The sequence below is a fragment of the Kiloniella spongiae genome (assembly GCF_001026905.1).
Taxonomy (GTDB): Bacteria; Pseudomonadota; Alphaproteobacteria; order Kiloniellales; family Kiloniellaceae; genus Kiloniella; species Kiloniella spongiae.
Genome location: NZ_LAQL01000015.1, coordinates 71,903 through 88,610, shown reverse-complemented (window position 1 = coordinate 88,610; position 16,708 = coordinate 71,903). Strand labels below are relative to the sequence as shown.

Below are 16,708 nucleotides of genomic sequence, written 5' to 3'. Positions count from 1 at the left end.
CTACAACAACACTGTCAAAGACCTTTTTGCATTTTATTTACTTTTTTCCATCATCTTGCCTCTTGTTTGCGACAATTGTGCCGTAAACCCCGCAGAAAAGGGGGACTTTCTTGAAAAACAGAATCGGGTAAACATTGACAGGAATCCATAAATACATCACCTTGTCCCAGCAGAGTATTGAGATTCTATATAACAACAACATCGAATACGGCCGTATGTCGTCACGGATTCCGGAGCACTACGTGTGAAGAATAGATTCCACACACCTACTTTTATGGTTAATGCAGCACTCGGAGGCAGCCTTTCGATTCTCGCCCTTGGCGGAATCTATTTCTGGCTTTCCAGTAGTACCCCTATAGAAGAGCAGGTTACAAACCAATCAAAAGCAGCCTCTGTTGAAATGGGTAAAGATGGATCCATCATTGCCAATGCCAACACGCAAGAAATCACCGTTGCATCACCAGAAGTTGTCGCAACTCTAAAAACGGATTTGCTGACAAGTGAGTATATAGCTGTTGGGGCCGTTCCGACGGAAACTGCTGCTGATATACTGGAACCCAGTGATATCGAAAAGATGGTAACCGTTTCCCACGGTGATACACTCATGAGCTTGCTGGTTGCCGCAGGTGCAACCCGCTCTGAAGCACATGGTGCCATCACAGCCCTGACTGATGTCTATTCTCCACGGAAGATCAGACCCGGACTTGATATTGCCCTTACCTTCGCGCATCCATCAGACCCGACGGTTAAAAAGCCTGTGGTCGAAGAAAAAGAGCGTGATGTCGGACCTTTACGCGCTATGCAGTTTCAGCCAAGCGTTGAGCGCATTGTAAAAGTCAGCACCACCGAAGGCGAAGACAGTACATATATCGCGGAAGAAATCCAACGTCCCCTGACCATGAAGATGGCGCGTAGTGCAAACGAGATTACAAGTAGTCTCTATCTTGCAGCCACGAACGTTGACGTCCCCAACGACATCATGATCAAGATGATCAGGGCCTATAGCTTTGATGTCGATTTCCAGCGCGAGATTCAAAAGGGCGATAGCTTCGAGGTCGTTTACGAAGCCTACTACGATGAAGACGGTAATCTCGCTCGCACAGGTGACATGCTTTATGGCAAGCTGAACCTATCTGGCGACGATTTGCAGCTGTATCGATTCACGCCTTCTAGTGGCTTTACTGATTACTTTAACGAAAAAGGCCAGTCAGCAAAGAAAGCCCTGATGAGAACACCTGTCGATGGTGCGCGCCTTTCCAGCCGCTTTGGTAAACGCAAACATCCGGTTCTTGGCTATACCAAGATGCATAAAGGTGTGGATTTTGCAGCCCCGCGCGGCACACCAATTTATGCAGCCGGTGATGGCGTTATTCTTCGGGCGAACCGTTTTAGCAGTTTTGGTAACTACGTAAAAATTCGTCATCACAGCGGCTATGAAACAGCCTACGCCCACATGAAAGGCTTTGCGAAAGGGATTCGTAAATCCAAACGTGTCCGTCAGGGACAGGTAATCGGCTATGTCGGCACAACAGGTCGCTCTACCGGACCGCACCTTCACTACGAAGTGCTATTCAATGGTCGTCAGGTTAATCCACTGGGTGTGAAACTGCCCGCAGGTGAAAAGTTAAAGAAAGCTGACCTTAAGAAGTTCAAGGGTGAAAAAGCCAAGATCAATAAGATGATTAAAGATCTAAAACACCCCGCAGCTATTGCAAAGCTTGAAACAAACTGATCAGGATTCCTTATCCCAAAACAGAAAAGGACCGCTTGTTGGATCAAGCGGTCCTTTTTTATTCATTCCGTTAAAAGATCAAACGGATCAGAGAAACGGTAATATATTAGGTAACTCTATTAGGTAACTGCAAGCTTTCTGCCGTTGATTGTCAGCACGTCATCCTCAGCAGAAATATTTAACTGCTCGCCATCATGGATGGCTCCCTCCAGAAGCAATGAAGCTAATGGGTTCTGTAACTCACGCTGAATCACACGCTTAAGAGGACGCGCTCCATAAACAGGATCATAGCCTTTTTCTGCAAACCACTCAGTAGCTTCATCATCTAGTTTTGCCTTTATATCCCGGTCTGCCAAAAGCTTTTGCAGTCGGCCGAACTGAATATCAACAATAGAGCTCATGTGACGACGCTCCAAACGATGGAACAGAAGGACTTCGTCCAGACGGTTCAGGAATTCAGGCCGGAAAGAAGCGCGGACGACTTCCATCACCTGCTCACGAACAGCAGAACTGTCTTCGCCATCTGGTTGATTCGCCAAGACTTCCGATCCTAGATTAGAGGTCATGATGATCAAGGTATTGCTAAAATCAACCGTGCGTCCCTGCCCATCTGTCAAACGTCCGTCATCAAGTACTTGTAAAAGCACATTGAAAACATCCGGATGAGCTTTTTCAACCTCATCAAACAACACCACCTGATAAGGACGCCTGCGCACTGCTTCGGTTAAGGCACCACCCTCTTCATAACCAACGTATCCTGGCGGCGCACCAATCATGCGAGAGACAGCATGCTTTTCCATGTATTCTGACATATCCAGACGAACCATCGCCGTCTCGTCATCAAACAGGAATGATGCCAAAGTTTTCGTTAGCTCTGTTTTCCCGACGCCTGTCGGTCCCAAGAAAAGGAAAGAGCCAATAGGACGACTGGGATCCTGAAGACCAGATCTGGAACGTCGAACGGCATTAGAAATAGCAACAATCGCTTCATCCTGTCCGATTACACGTTTTCTAAGAAGATCTTCCATCTGAAGAAGCTTCTCTCTTTCACCTTCCAGCATCTTATCGACAGGAATACCTGTCCAACGGGAGACCACCCCAGCAATCGCATCTTCACGGACTTCTTCGTTCAGCATGTGACTATCACCAGCTTCTTCAGCCTGAACCAAAGCCCTTTCCAATTCGGGTAATCGCCCGTACTTCAACTCACCGGCTTTTTCCAAACGGCCATCTCGCTCAGCTTGTTCAAGTTCTATACGCGCCTGTTCAAGCTCTTCCTTGATCTTCTGCGCTCCAGCAAGCTTGTCTTTTTCCGATTTCCATTGGCTGGTAAGCGTGTTGCTTTTCTCTTCCAGTTCAGCAATTTCAAACTTTAACTTGTCGAGGCGATCTTTGGCGCCTTTATCGCTTTCTTTCTGCAGGGCCGACTGCTCGATCTTCAGCTGAATCAGCTTGCGATCCATCTCGTCAATCTCTTCCGGCTTGGAATCCACCTCCATCCGTAGGCGACTAGCCGCCTCGTCAACTAAATCAATCGCCTTATCCGGCAAGAATCGATCCGTTATGTAGCGATTCGAAAGTGAGGCCGCCGCAACCAGAGCCGAATCTGTAATTCGAACACCGTGGTGCAGTTCGTATTTCTCTTTCAATCCACGCAAAATCGAAATTGTATCTTCAACATTTGGTTCTTCAACAACAACGGACTGAAAGCGTCGCGCTAATGCTGCGTCCTTTTCAATATACTTACGGTATTCATCAAGGGTTGTAGCCCCCACACAATGCAGCTCTCCCCGTGCCAAAGCGGGTTTTAGCATATTGGAAGCATCCATTGCCCCATCTGTTTTCCCCGCACCAACCAGGGTATGAAGCTCATCAATAAAGACGATGATTTCCCCGCTTGCTTCGGTTACCTCTTGCAAAACAGCTTTCAAGCGCTCTTCAAATTCTCCGCGGTATTTCGCACCAGCGACCATTGCCCCCAGATCAAGTGACATAAGCTGCTTGTTCCTGAGGCTTTCGGGCACATCACCATTCACGATCCGAAGAGCAAGCCCTTCGATGATTGCCGTTTTACCAACACCAGGTTCACCAATCAGAACTGGATTATTCTTGGTACGTCTTGAAAGCACCTGAATTGTGCGACGAATCTCTTCCTCGCGCCCAATCACGGGATCAAGCTTTCCTTCCCGTGCCATGTTAGTCAGATCTTGTGCATACTTTTTCAAGGCCTCATAACTGTCTTCTGCAGAAGCAGATTGAGCAGTTCGTCCTTTGCGTAAATCATTTATGGCTGCATTGAGGTTTTGCGCCGTAAGGCCTGCACTTTTAAGAATTTTGCCGGATTCTGCCTCTTTGGATAGCGCGAGTGCAATTAAAAGCCGTTCGACAGTGACATAGTTATCACCGGCTTTTTTTGCGATCTGCTCTGCCTGTTCAAAGACACGTGCTGTTTCAGGTGCAAGATATACCTGTCCAACATCCTGGCCACTCACTTTTGGTAACTTCGCCAATGCACGGTCAATATCTTCCCGCGCCTTGGTCGGGTTTCCACCTGCAGCAGTGATTAGATTTGCAGCAAGACCCTCAGAATCGTCCAACATCACCTTAAGCATGTGTTCCGGTGTCAACCGCTGATGATCGCTACGATGCGCTAGTCCTTGCGCAGCCTGAATAAAACCTTGGGTTCTTTCAGTGTAACTATTTAAATTCATACTCTTAAAGCCCTCTCCGCTATGCCTGCATCTGCAGCACACAACCGTTGATGCCAATCCACCCATCACCCACAATAGTAGCATGATGGAACTCTGACGCTGATCAATATCACCCGTCACCCAATATATGTGCATCAGATCTGATGGATACAAGGATCTTCTTTTGGGATTTTTAAGAGATACATCCCTGAAATGGAAAGCTTTTTAAGCCACCCCATCGCATGAGCAGATTCGTTAAAACTAGACAAAAAAAACCCTGCCCGAAGGCAGGGTTGGGAAATCCCATAGTTACGTCAGGAGAGATGAGTACATACCCAGAAGGAGCACAAACCAATACGTTTTGGCGATATTCGCCGAAGAGGCTGTGTTGTCTTCCTCGGTAGGAACTACAAGAAGGAAGTTAGCTCACGAAAAAACATTATGCAACTGAAAATCATTCTCATTTAAAAAAATTTTTATTTATTTTCAGTTAGTAAATTCCCCACCTACTGTTTAATGATCATTATTCGCGACAATAATTGGCTTAAAAGCAGGGGGCAGATTGGTAAAACCATTAAAGGCTTGAAAAATAATCTATAGCCAACACAATAGAAAAAAATCGGGGAAAAAGATGTCTGCATTCATCAAATCAATCTACCGCTATCCTGTTAAGGGTCTTAGTGCGGAAGAACTGGACCAGGTAACGGTCAAAGCGAGTAAACTTTTTCCTTACGACAGACGATTCGCCATCGCTCATGGCACAACTGAATTCCCTGATGGCCCCACATGGCTTTCAAAAAAACACTTTGTGATGTTAGCAAAAAACCCAAAGCTCGCTCAGTTAACATCAGAATTTGACGAAAACACCGAAATACTCACTCTCTTGCGCAAAGGCAAAAGAGTATCCAGGGGAAAATTAACCGACCAAACCGGCTGCATGCTATTGGAACAGTTTCTGGCCAGTTTTCTTGAACCTGATGTTCGTGGCGCACCAAAGATCGTGGAAAACAATACCAATGCGTTTACAGACATTCCTGACTTACAGATTTCTCTTATTAACATCGAAAGTGTTAAAGATCTTGAGCGTGTTGTCAGAAATTCTGTTGACCCCATGCGGTTTAGAGGAAACCTCTACATCCAAGGACTTAAGGCATGGGAAGAAAATAACTGGATCGGGAAAGAAATCAGAGTTGGCGACATCACTCTGGCGATTAAATCCCACATCGGACGCTGTTCGGCTACCAATGTAAACCTGGATACAGCTGATGTTGATCTTAATATACCCAAAAGCCTCCAAGCAGGTTTCGGCCACAGAAATATGGGCATTTATGCCAGTGTGAAAACAGGTGGTCTTATACAAAAAAATGCACCAGTGACGATTGGCTAAGCGCAATCAAATCAACTGGTGCATAATATTATACTAAGCGAATGATAAAACAGTCAGACAGTTAAATCAAAACTAAGCTGTTTCGGTCGTGTCTTTTACAATCGGATTTTTACGAGGACGTCCTCTTGGGCGAGGCGTTTTCACTTCGCCAGTCTCGGTATCAGCCGTTTTCCGTGTACGAGTTCTCCGTTTTGGCTTCTCAGCAGGCGCCTCTTCTGTTCCTAAAGGCAACTCAACAACAGCAGGGGCTGCCTCAGCAGGAGCCTCATTTGTTTTAATCTCGAGCGGAGCCTTCTCTGAAGGCTTTGTTTCAGATTTGGTTTCGTCGGAAGCCTCATATCGAGGGCGACGTGTCCGGACTCTGCCTCTTGGTGCAGGCTTGGAACTTTCTTCTTCAGTCGCCGGACTTTCGTCATTCAATACGATTGCTGGCGGAACATCTGCTTCGTTCTCAGCAGAAATGTTCCCATCAACAGCTTTCCCATCATCATCCTGCGCATTTCGCGCACTTCTATTCCGGTAATTGTTATCAGGCTGATTATTACGGCCTGAATTAGGATCCGTTGAATCATTAATGACACGGAAATAATGTTCTGCAAACTGATAGAAGGATTCCGCGGCTACGCGATCTCCACCGACAGCAGCATCACGTGCCATCTGAAGATACTTTTCCTTTAACTGTGAGGCGTTTCCACGGATACGTCCCCCAGGTCCATTACTATCGAAGACACCATTACGTGATTGCTGTGGTTTCCGATTATTATTATTTGACCGGCCACGCGGGCGACGGTTCGAATTGTTTGAATTTTGCTGTCTCATCATTCGCAAGCTAAATTAAATGCTAAATCGTGGGTATCGACAAACGTCACGAGCTTTAAACCCTGACGACGTGTATATCAAATTGTCGGCAAATACCCCCGGGGCACCCCACGCCCCTGCTTATTGTTACACCGTAAAGCTATATCCCGAGCTTTCCAAGCCCTAAATGTGAATTTTATATTATTTATTAAATGCTTTTGCGTCCCACACAGGCTCTGGAGATCCCGCCAAGGTCCTTTTTTGGGGGATAAATCACAAGTCCGGCACCAGACATTAAAGCATTGATACCGTCGGCTTGTCCTTGCCCGGCCTCGATGACAAGCAAACCATCTTCGCCCAAGATTGCTTCAGCTTGAGGAATTAAATCTTCATAATCTTTCATCCCGTTATTGTCCGCAAAAAGAGCTAAGTCGGGGTCATAGTTTAAGACTTCAGGCGACAGAGCCATCTTTTCATCGAAGCCGATATAGGGAGGATTGGATATAATAATATCCCAATCACCCACCAATCCTTCACACCAATCCCCTGCTTGAAAGCTTACTCGGTCAGATAAACCAAGAGAAACAGCATTTTCTTTTGCGACGGCAAGTGCTTTGTCACTGATATCAACACCCAGCCCCTGAGCTGCACGAAACTCACTCAAGAGAGCAAGCAAAAGGCAACCTGTTCCAGTACCCAAATCAAGAATCTTAATTGCTTTTGTAGTATCCGGTACGCTTTCGAGAACAGCCTCGATGAGAGTTTCACTGTCCGGACGAGGATCCAACGTATCATGGGAAACCCTAAAATTAAGGCTCCAGAATTCTTTACGCCCTATGATCTTAGACACAGGTTCATGCTTTAATCTCTTATCAATCATCGACTGAAAATGATCGAACTCTTTATCATTCAGAACTTTCTCTGGATAGCCAAAGAGATAAGACGTTTCCTTAGAAATAGCCTCTGCGAGTAATAAGCGAACATCTAAGCGAGCGTTATCAATCCCTGCCGCAGATAACTGCGCACCTCCAAGCTGTAAGCAATCGGCAATCGTCTTAGGATTTTCCGCCATGGAAGAAGTCATTTTGAAAACTGATCAATCTTTTAAACGTGGACCAAGATCACTGTATTTCGGCAAGGCGTTCAGCCTGATCTTCAGCGATAAGTGCATTAATCACTTCATCAAGCGCTTCACCTGCAATTACCTTATCCAATTTATAAAGTGTCAGGTTAATCCTGTGATCCGTTACCCGACCTTGGGGGAAATTATAAGTTCTGATTCTTTCAGAACGATCACCACTCCCGACCTGTGACTTACGGTTTGCTGCCTGTTCTTGTTCCTGTTCCTGACGCTGATTATCATAAATCTGGGTCAACAACATTTTCATCGCCTGCTCTTTATTCTTATGCTGAGAGCGACCATCCTGACATTGAACAACAACACCCGTTGGAACGTGTGTTATACGCACAGCAGAATCCGTCGTATTAACATGCTGTCCACCAGCACCCTGTGCACGATAGGTATCAATACGCAAATCCGCCGGATTGATTTCAACATCAACTTCCTGCGCTTCAGGCATCACCGCAACTGTCGCCGCTGACGTATGAATACGCCCACCAGATTCAGTTACCGGCACCCGTTGAACTCGATGCACACCAGATTCAAATTTCAGATTAGAGAACACGCCTGTGCCGGTAATCAAGGCTGTCGCTTCCTTGACTCCACCAATTCCATTTTCTGAATAGTCCAACGCCTCAAAGCGCCAACCAGATGCTTCTGCATAACGTTGATACATTCTGAATAGCTCAGATGCAAAAAGGCCAGCTTCATCGCCACCGGTTCCGGCACGTACTTCGAGAATGGCATTACGCTCGCCGTCCAAATCTTTGGGAAGCAGCATAATTTGTACCTGTTGTTCCATCTCAGGTAACTTTTGCTTCAGCTCCAGGAATTCTTCCTGCGCAAGCTCACGCATTTCGGTATCCCCATCAGGATCACTTAACATCTCAGCCAAGTCAGCCATCTCAGTTTGCAGGGCACGCAGTTCCTGAACCGTCTCAACAACAGATGTTAGTTCGGATAATTCCCGTAATAGCTTGGTATATTCATTAGACCCAGGATCCTGATGAGTAGAAATAACCGCATTTAGTTCGTCATATCGGGCAACAACAGCATCTAGCTTTTCATCGAACTTCACGTTCAGTCCTCTTTTCCATCATTCTCTAAGAGTTCACAGCTTCCTGTGGACTCATCATTTTCTTTACCATTATCAGGTAGAGCAGTCTCTATACCAAAAAACCGATAAAGCAATTGTTCCAACTGCACATGTCCATCGGGGTCTTCCCTGGCAATCTCTTTTAAGACCACCTGAGGATTATGCAATAGCCGATTAATCAACAACCGGGTTGCAGCATCCGCATTTTCGCCAGCTTCAAGCAAAACGTGTGATCGTAGTGTTTCAAAATGTTTGCGAATAACGGCAATGGCAGGAACGGCCTGCCTTTCTGCTTTTGCCCGGATGAAAGCTTGCATTTCATCACCAAGCACCTTCCACGCCGCCATCATTGCAGCTTCGCGGTGAACTTTACCCTGCTTGGCGACGCTTTCAAGATCATCAAGATTATAGGAATAAGCGCCATCCAGATCATTCACATCCGGGGCAATATCCCGTGCGGCTGTGGTATCAATAAAGAAAACGGGTTTCCGCTTTCTTTTACGAAGAGCACCGCCAACATTCAGCGTTGAAAGAATGTGGTCACCACCGCCATATGCAGACAAAACAATGTCGCTTCTGAAAATCAGATCATCCAGCTGGTTCCAAGGACAAACCTCCCCTCCGAGGCGAAAGCTTGCCGTTTGACTGCGTCCGATTTTGGGGTGCGTGATGACAAGGTTACCAATACCGACGCCTTTGAATTCCTGACAGAGCAATTCCCCGACTTCACCACTACCGATTAAAGAAACCGTGCATCTTGTCAAATCACCATGAATACCGCGGGCAACCTGTAAGGCCGAAGATGCGAGAGAAATTGGTTGTTGCGCAATTGTCGTTTCAGTTCGGACACGCTTTGCAGAAACAAGGCTGGCATCAAATACGCTATCAAGAAAACTATCCGTTAACCCCAAGCTTTTAGAGACACGATGACATTCTTTCACCTGCCCTAAAATTTGCGGCTCTCCGACAATGAGACTATCCAGTGATGCCGCAACAGCAAAAAGGTGGCGTAAAGCATCAAATCCCGTGTGCTGATAGCTCTGTTTCTGAAATGTCTCCAGATCGACATTAGCTTCTTGCGCGATTATATTTTGATAAAAATCAATATCTTCGTTTCCGAGTTGGCCTAGAACAAAGTCAAATCGTTCACAGGTTGCAATCAAGACAACGCTTCGTTTGTCATCGCTCTTTAATTTATCAAGGATCGATGAATAATCCGGTTCTTCAACAAAAAGAGTATCGCGCAAACGTCGCCCTGCTGTCCTTGCGCTGACACCAATAATCGCCAGCTGATCAAACTGATCAGAGCGTTCGATCAAAGGGTGCTCAGGTATAAAGGGCGGAACTGAATTCATACGTTATCACGATTGTAAGCAAGAGAGGTCATTTTAGGCCTCTTTTGCCGGATCTGTACAGTTCAGCGATAAACCGTCAGCTTGTTAGCCAAAACATCAAGCTTAACAAGTTCTTGCTCACCGCTTGAAAGATCACGAAGCGTTACAGAATTCGCAGCCAGTTCATCATCCCCCATAATAATCGCAGCACAGGCATTTTGTTTATTAGCCCTGTTCAAACGCTTTTTAAGGTTGCCACTAAATCCAACTTCGACACGATATGCCGCATACCTGAGTTCATCAGCCAGAGTTTGCGCCCTTGCTTCTGCGGCTTCCCCCATAGGAATAATAACAACTGGCTTCGGCTCGGTGACCTGACGTGTCATCAACATAGCCAAACGCTCAATGCCCGAGGCCCAACCAACACCCGGGGTTGTTGGACCGCCCATGGTTTTGATCAATCCATCATAGCGACCACCGGCCAGAACAGTACCCTGAGCCCCTAGTGCCGACGTAGTAAATTCGAAAGCAGTGTGACAGTAATAATCCAACCCCCGTACAAGACGCGGGTTTATTTCATAAGAAATACCCAATGCATCCAGACCATTTTTGACCTGTGCAAAAAAATCTTTGCTCAAATCATTGAGATAGTCAGAGAAAACAGGCGCATCTACCACAAGCTTTTTATCACCTTCGTCTTTTGAATCCAGAATCCGCAGTGGGTTTTTCTCTAGTCGGCTCAGGCTATCTTCCGAAAGCTGATCTTTGAACGCAGAGAAGTATTCAATCAACGCGGTACGATAAGCCTGACGACTTTCAACATCCCCAAGTGTATTGAGCTCCAGCGTCGTATTCTCATAGACGCCAAGTTCTTTAAGAAAATGCACGCCAAGAGAAATAATCTCGACATCCCCTTGTGGCTTATCAACGCCCAGAAGTTCGACACCAGCCTGATGGAATTGTCTCTGTCTACCCTTTTGCGGGCGCTCATGGCGAAACATTGGGCCGCCATAAAAGAACTTAACGGGCAACTGTTGGCTTAGTCCGTTGGACATAAAAGCACGGGCAACACCTGCGGTATTTTCCGGGCGCAGTGTAATTTCATCCCCGCCCTTGGTGGCGAAGGTATACATCTCTTTGGTGACAACATCAGAAGTATCACCCAAGGTACGCTTGAAGACTTCTGTTTTTTCAAAAATAGGCGTAATAATTTCGTCGTACCCGAAACGATTGGCAATCTCGCGCCCGATATTCAACACTTCGCGATGTCGACGCATATCGTCGCCAAAAAGGTCATGCGTACCGCGAACAGGTTGCAGAGAAGACATCGTTAGGGTTCTCCTGAAAGAAACAAAAAAGAATATGGGTTAAGAATAACCGGAATGGTTATAGGGAATAGCCTTTTAAAAGTACATAGCCACGATAGCGAGCCACATACTTTTATAAAGGCTTTGTAGAGAAAATGATTAGTGACCCATCTGCTGTGGTGTTTCGCCCCGGGCAATTGCGTCTTCGATTTCCGCCGCCTTGGTTTCGATCATCCCCACTAAATGATCAACAATGCTTTTATCTTTCAGTCGATGGTCAGGCATACCAGCCACATAGATCTGATGGGTTCCTTTACCGCCACCAGTCAGACCAATATCGGTCATGGTTGCTTCGCCGGGGCCGTTAACCACACAGCCAATAACTGAAACAGTCATTGGTGTCGTAATGTGGCTCAGTCTTTCTTCCAAGACAGAAACCGTACTGATCACATCAAATTGCTGACGGGCACAGGACGGACAGGAAATAACATTCACTCCACGGTGTCTTAGGCCCAGAGATTTCAGAATATCAAAACCAACTTTAATTTCTTCAACCGGATCGGCAGACAGAGAAACACGCAACGTATCGCCGATACCCGACCACAAAAGACTTCCCAAACCAATAGACGATTTAATCGTTCCCGTGCGAAGACCGCCAGCCTCTGTGACACCAATATGCAATGGATAATCACACACTTCGCCTAATTGCATATAGGCAGCAACGGCCATGAAAACGTCTGAAGCTTTACAGGAGATTTTGAACTCTCTAAAATCAAGATCTTCCAGAATACGGATATGACCAAGGGCTGATTCCACCATAGCATCCGGACAGGGTTCGCCGAAACGATCCAATAAATGCTTTTCCAAAGATCCGGCATTCACACCGATACGCATGGAACAGCCATGATCTTTGGCAGCACTAACCACTTCCAGCACTTTTTCGCGCTTGCCAATGTTCCCCGGATTAATCCGTAAACATGCTGCACCAGATTCTGCGGCCTCTATCGCGCGTTTATAATGGAAATGAATATCTGCAACAATCGGCACTGAGACTTCTTTGACAATTTCCTTTAAAGCTCTGGACGATTCTTCATCCGGACAGGATACACGAACGATATCTGCCCCAGCTTCTTCCATTGCCTGAATCTGTTCAACAGTCGCTTTCACGTCTGTCGTCAAGGTGTTTGTCATTGATTGAACAGTAATGGGGGCGTCTCCGCCAACGGGAACATTACCAACCATTACCTGTCGTGATTTCCGGCGAACAATGTCTCGCCAAGGACGTATACTCATCAAACTCTCTCTGTGCCCTAAAAAAGCAAAGGAAACATGCGCTTTCTTGAACGATAATTCAAGCTGAAACCCCTTATGTGATACCACCTATTCAAACGCACAATAGTGACAGAAAAAAGAAAAGGCGCAGTTTCACAACTGCGCCTTTAAACCAAAAGTGAATAACCTTCTGAAACAGAATGTTTTTATTCTGCTGTAATTGACTCCAATAGTCCTTCTTCCGAAAGCACAATATCCCTTCGAACAGCCCCGAGAGAACCGAGTTTAGGCAGATCATTACCGTTCAATTTAATGGTGATACCACCGGCATTCCCCGTGGCCATGACCAAATCATCCCGTTTAGGCACATTATAAACCGATCCGGCTCTGAGAACTCGGCTGAAGATCGCCTCACCTGATCCATTCACAATATGCATCCATGTATCGCGTTCTGCGTGGATAGAGATCGGTGAATCCTCGACTTCATCACCAAAGACTTCCGGTTCTGGTGGTGGTGGTGGTGTTACAGCCGCCACTGATGTTTCGGCTGATACCTGATCAGCTTCGGACGTATTCTCATTCGCAATATCTTCAGATGTTAAATCTTCAGCCGCAATGTCTGAAACAGCCACATCCCCCTGCTCAGCATTCCCCGTTAAGGAGACTTCAGGCACTTCGGGAACCGTTTGCGGTTGTGTTTCAACTGCAACAGCCTCGGGAACTGTGGTGGTCGAGACTACTTCTGGTGTTTCTGGCACACTTTGGCTTTGAACTTCCGAAGCATCGTTCGTCACCGCTTCTTCTGAAGTTGAACTATCACTATCCTGAACGCTGTTAACTGATGCAGCATCAATGGTCGCTACACTACTTTCAACATCGCTATCGGCTTCAGAAGCGCTCTCTTCAGCAGTAGAAGCAACATCAACCGTGTCTGTTGCAGATACATTTTCATCAACAGGATCTTCAACTGCAGTATCCGCTTTATTCTCTGACAGGAAAGGGACCCATTCAGATATATCCACATCGAAACGGGATATTGCGGTCCATCCGCCATAAGCGACACCAAGCAGAACGATAGACATCAAAAGAATAGCCAACCCAGGAGTCTTGCTTTCTGGGACCGGCGTTGGAAAAACTAATTGCTTCCGATCACCATAATTTTGAACTTCCTGTTTGAACTGTCGAACAATTTCGTCTTTATCAAGGTTCAGATACCCCGCATAGGTCCGCACAAAACCATATGCATAGGTGTCTCCCGGTAAGCTGGCGAAATCGCCACGTTCAATCGCTTCCAGAAATACATATCTGATACGAAGAATATTCGCGACAGAACGCAAATCCTGTCCGCGTTTTTCCCGGCCAGTACGAAGGATTTCCGCAACAGTTATCGTTGGCTGGTTATTTTCCGAGGTATCTACCCCGGATGTATTTTCCCGTGATTCCGGCATCGCTTCCACAATCCCCTCCCTGCAAGCTGTGACCATCGCTTAGTATTAAGCGCTAGTCACCTGTGGCGCGTAGGGGAAAGTTGTAACAAATTCAGTAACAAACAACAAATAAATCTATTTTAAATCACAACGCTTGCCGTTTTGGCATAGTTCTCTAATTCACTACGAACACTGTGGTCCGGTCTCTCCAACAAGCCCGTTACGAACTGTTTGATGCTATCCACATCCAGCGAGCGCACCATTTTTTTAGCACCAGGCACCTGTTGTGCAGGCATCGATAGAGATTTAAAACCACATCCAATAAGCGCCATAGCTTCTATCGGCTGTCCCGCCATATCACCACAAAGGGACAGATCAACACCTGCCCGATGTGTTGTTTCTGCGATATTTTGCATCATTTTAAGTACGCCAGGATTCAATGCATCATATCGGCGTGCCAATCGCGTATTGCCTCGATCCGTAGCAAAAACAAACTGCAACAGATCATTACTACCAACAGAAAGAAAGTCGACCTCTTGGCATAGAGGAGCTAACTGCCAAATCAAGGCTGGAACTTCCAACATCGCTCCTACCCTTATTTTTTCAGGCAAGACACCACCAATGGTTTTCTCTCGTTCCAATTCTCTATCCAGCAGTGCACGCGCAGCTTTAAATTCTGCTGTTTCGGATATCATAGGAAACATCACATCAAGTCGACGTCCCGCACAGGCACGAATAAGAGCACGCAACTGCTGGCGTAACAAAGCCGGGCGATCAAGACCGATGCGAATAGCACGCCATCCCATAGCCGGGTTTTCCTCGGCCACGCTTGACCAATAAGGAAGAACTTTATCCCCCCCAACATCCAGTGTTCGGAAGACAACCGATTTTCCTTCGGCCCGGTCCATCGCCTTGCGATACAATTCGGCTTGTTCAGCGACATCTGGGAAAGACTTGCGCACCATAAAAGGGACTTCGGTCCGGTACAACCCAACACCATCTGCACCTGCGGCATGCATGTGCGGCAAATCCATCAACAAGCCAACATTAACATTCAGGGATATACGTTGGTTATCCAAGCTAATAGGGGCGAGTTCCTGGCCAGCAGAAACTTCTGCCCATCGGAGTTTCTTATCCTTAACACTCGTCCGTAAGGTCCTGAGTACATCATCTTTTGGACGCGCAAAGACTTGATCATGCGATGCATCAAGAACAACCATGTCTCCTTCACGAATGCGGGTCAATACATCCCGACACCGTCCAATAATGGGAAGCTCCAGGGCCTGAGCAACCAAAGCAACATGCGCTGTTGGAGAGCCTTCTTCCAGAACAACGCCTTTAAGACGATCCCAATCATAATCAAGAAGTTCCGCCGGACCAAGCGTACGCGCCAGAAGAATAAATTCATCAGGCAATTCGGGCTTGTCTTCGTCCAAATCAAGCAGGTGGTGCAAAAGACGATTGGCAAGATCATCCAAATCAGCCAGGCGTTCCCTCAGATAAGGATCGCTGATCTTGCTCATCCGTGAGCGGGTTTCATTTTGAATTTTCTGAACTGCAGCCTCTGCAGTCATTCCCCCGACACGAATTGCCTCGGTGATTTTACCGACCCACCCCCTGTCTTCAGCAAACATCCGATAGGTTTCAAGGACCTCGCGCTGTTCCCCCATCGCGGCAATATCGGTTCTGGTGAGCATCTCATCTATTGATGAGCGCATTCCCTTGACGGTTTGTTCCAGTCGTTCAACTTCTTCGTCGATATCATCAGCAATAATACGGTTGATGACGATACCACGGTTATGAAAAACCGCCTGACCTATACCCATGCCTTCGTTAAGGCAAAGACCTTTGATTCTATCAGGTTTCTCTAACTCTTCCTTCGAACTCTCAGCTTCAAGCGCCGAGACAGAAAGGGCCCCTCCTGCAATAAGCTCAGCCAGAACCATCGCGATTGTTTCCAGGGCTTCAACTTCTTCTTCATCGTAGTGGCGGTGGGTAACATTCTGAACAGCTATAACGCCCAGAACACGCCCGCTTCGCAGGATTGGCACCCCCAACATGGATTGGTAAGGCTCTTCACCTGTCTCAGGACGGTAGGCAAAATTAGGATGACGCGGCGCATCAGAAACAGCCATGGGCAAGGCCAGTGCAGCACACTGCCCGACGATACCTTCACCTTTGTGCAAACGTGTTTGATAAACGGCTTCGGGCTTCAGGCCCATAGTCGCCGCAAGTTCTAGATACTCACCGCGACGCATCACGTAGATAGAGCACACTTCTGCGTTCATATCCCGCGCAATCAGATTAACCGTTTGCGCCAGGCGTTCCTGATTGGTGGACTTGCCCTTCATCTGATCACGCAAGAGCTTCAACAAACGACGTGAACCACCCCAAGCCGATGTTTTGTCATTCTTGCCTGTCATCAGATCCAGCGTCCTCGCAACCAGTGAAAAATTCAGGTTCTTATAAATATTGGGTTATTAGCCCAGAGCCAATAGCCCGGCGCCAATAACCCAACAAAATAAATCCTATGTCGGTTTTAAAG

Annotated in this window: 11 protein-coding genes; 2 read left to right on the top strand and 9 right to left on the bottom strand. The window is 46.8% G+C overall.

The window, feature by feature from the left end; all coding sequences use genetic code 11:
* Window positions 1-244: 244 nt before the first annotated feature.
* Complete coding sequence (locus WH96_RS17670; RefSeq protein ID WP_218045083.1) at window positions 245-1,732, top strand: M23 family metallopeptidase; 1,488 nt, start codon at window positions 245-247, stop codon at window positions 1,730-1,732.
* A 119-nt stretch (window positions 1,733-1,851) separates the two neighbouring features.
* On the opposite strand, the gene clpB is transcribed toward WH96_RS17670, so the two are convergent.
* Window positions 1,852-4,443, bottom strand: coding sequence for an ATP-dependent chaperone ClpB (gene clpB / locus WH96_RS17665; protein ID WP_047765542.1), 2,592 nt, complete (start codon window positions 4,441-4,443; stop codon window positions 1,852-1,854).
* A 610-nt stretch (window positions 4,444-5,053) separates the two neighbouring features.
* Here clpB and WH96_RS17660 point away from each other — a divergent pair.
* Window positions 5,054-5,809, top strand: a complete 756-nt coding sequence (locus tag WH96_RS17660; protein WP_047765541.1) for an MOSC domain-containing protein — start codon at window positions 5,054-5,056, stop codon at window positions 5,807-5,809.
* Between the two features lie 72 nt (window positions 5,810-5,881).
* Here the strand turns inward: WH96_RS17660 and WH96_RS21555 are convergent, their stop codons facing one another.
* The 8 genes from WH96_RS21555 to ptsP form a co-directional block, all read right to left on the bottom strand.
* Window positions 5,882-6,628, bottom strand: coding sequence for a DUF4167 domain-containing protein (locus tag WH96_RS21555; protein ID WP_204248234.1), 747 nt, complete (start codon window positions 6,626-6,628; stop codon window positions 5,882-5,884).
* Window positions 6,629-6,815: 187 nt separating this feature from the next.
* Window positions 6,816-7,679 (bottom strand): peptide chain release factor N(5)-glutamine methyltransferase, encoded by an 864-nt coding sequence (prmC, locus tag WH96_RS17650; protein WP_047765540.1) that lies wholly within the window; start codon window positions 7,677-7,679, stop codon window positions 6,816-6,818.
* A gap of 49 nt (window positions 7,680-7,728) precedes the next feature.
* Window positions 7,729-8,805 (bottom strand): peptide chain release factor 1, encoded by a 1,077-nt coding sequence (gene prfA, locus WH96_RS17645; RefSeq protein WP_047765539.1) that lies wholly within the window; start codon window positions 8,803-8,805, stop codon window positions 7,729-7,731.
* Window positions 8,806-8,807: 2 nt separating this feature from the next.
* Window positions 8,808-10,178, bottom strand: coding sequence for a glutamyl-tRNA reductase (hemA, locus tag WH96_RS17640; RefSeq protein WP_053006114.1), 1,371 nt, complete (start codon window positions 10,176-10,178; stop codon window positions 8,808-8,810).
* Between the two features lie 62 nt (window positions 10,179-10,240).
* Window positions 10,241-11,485, bottom strand: a complete 1,245-nt coding sequence (gene hisS, locus WH96_RS17635) for a histidine--tRNA ligase (protein ID WP_047765538.1) — start codon at window positions 11,483-11,485, stop codon at window positions 10,241-10,243.
* Window positions 11,486-11,623: 138 nt separating this feature from the next.
* Entirely contained in the window at window positions 11,624-12,757 is a 1,134-nt protein-coding gene (gene ispG, locus WH96_RS17630; RefSeq protein WP_047765537.1) for a flavodoxin-dependent (E)-4-hydroxy-3-methylbut-2-enyl-diphosphate synthase, read from the bottom strand.
* 185 nt (window positions 12,758-12,942) lie between these two features.
* The gene (locus WH96_RS21550) at window positions 12,943-14,184 is read right to left on the bottom strand and encodes a helix-turn-helix domain-containing protein (protein WP_162200168.1); all 1,242 of its coding nucleotides are present in this window, start codon (window positions 14,182-14,184) and stop codon (window positions 12,943-12,945) included.
* Between the two features lie 119 nt (window positions 14,185-14,303).
* Window positions 14,304-16,586, bottom strand: coding sequence for a phosphoenolpyruvate--protein phosphotransferase (ptsP, locus tag WH96_RS17620; RefSeq protein WP_047765536.1), 2,283 nt, complete (start codon window positions 16,584-16,586; stop codon window positions 14,304-14,306).
* Window positions 16,587-16,708: the final 122 nt, after the last annotated feature.